Origin of the sequence: Streptomyces angustmyceticus, assembly GCF_040701845.1 — a bacterium.
GTDB lineage: Bacteria > Actinomycetota > Actinomycetes > Streptomycetales > Streptomycetaceae > Streptomyces > Streptomyces angustmyceticus_A.
Genome location: NZ_JBFBHQ010000086.1, coordinates 1 through 1,278 on the forward strand (window position 1 = coordinate 1; position 1,278 = coordinate 1,278).

Consider the following 1,278-nt stretch of genomic DNA (forward strand, 5'->3'; position numbering starts at 1 on the left):
GGTCACCGGCAGTGATCTCCCGGTGATCTGTTCGGTGACGGTGGAGACGACCGGCACGATGTTGCTGGGCTCGGAGATCGGTGCGGCGCTGACGGCGCTGGAGCCGTTGGGCATCGACATGATCGGTCTGAACTGTGCGACCGGTCCGGCGGAGATGAGCGAGCATCTGCGTTACCTGGCGCGGCACTCGCGTGTGCCGATCGCGTGCATGCCGAACGCGGGGCTGCCGGTGCTGGGCAAGAACGGTGCGCACTATCCGCTGACGGCCGGGGAGCTGGCCGATGCGCAGGAGACGTTCGTCGCCGAGTACGGGTTGTCGCTGGTGGGCGGGTGCTGCGGGACGACGCCGGAGCATCTGCGGCAGGTCGTCGAGCGGGTGCGCGGGATCGCCCCGCCGGCGCGTGAGCCGCGTCCGGAGCCGGGTGCCGCTTCGCTGTATCAGACGGTGCCGTTCCGGCAGGACACGTCGTATCTGGCGATCGGTGAGCGGACGAACGCGAACGGGTCGAAGAAGTTCCGTGAGGCGATGCTGGACGCGCGCTGGGACGACTGTGTGGAGATGGCGCGCGACCAGATCCGTGAGGGTGCGCACATGCTCGATCTGTGCGTGGACTATGTCGGCCGGGACGGTGTGGCGGACATGGAGGAGTTGGCGGGCCGGTTCGCGACGGCCTCCACCCTGCCGATCGTGCTGGACTCCACGGAGTTGGATGTCATCCAGGCGGGTCTGGAGAAGCTCGGCGGTCGTGCGGTGATCAACTCCGTCAACTACGAGGACGGGGACGGGCCGGAGTCGCGGTTCGCGAAGGTCACGGCGCTGGCGGCGGAGCACGGTGCGGCGCTGATCGCGCTGACCATCGACGAGGAGGGCCAGGCCCGCACCGTCGAGCACAAGGTGGCCATCGCCGAGCGGCTGATCGAGGACCTGACGGGCAATTGGGGCATCCATGAGTGCGACATCCTCATCGACTGTCTGACGTTCACGATCTGCACGGGTCAGGAGGAGTCCCGCAAGGACGGCATCGCGACGATCGAGGCGATCCGGGAGCTGAAGAAGCGCCGTCCGGAGGTGCAGACGACGCTGGGTCTGTCGAACATCTCCTTCGGTCTGAACCCGGCCGCGCGGATCGTGCTGAACTCCGTCTTCCTGGACGAGTGCGTCAAGGCCGGTCTGGATTCGGCGATCGTGCACGCGAGCAAGATCCTGCCGATCGCGCGGTTGGAGGAGGAGCAGGTCGCCACCGCCCTCGATCTGATCTACGACCGGCGCAGCGAGGG

At 67.5% G+C, this 1,278-nt stretch carries 1 protein-coding gene; it reads left to right on the forward strand.

Annotation, left to right across the window (positions count from 1 at the left end; translation table 11 throughout):
• A partial coding sequence (locus AB0411_RS37975; protein WP_366421759.1) for a dihydropteroate synthase occupies positions 1-1,278 on the forward strand: 1,278 nt, incomplete at both ends.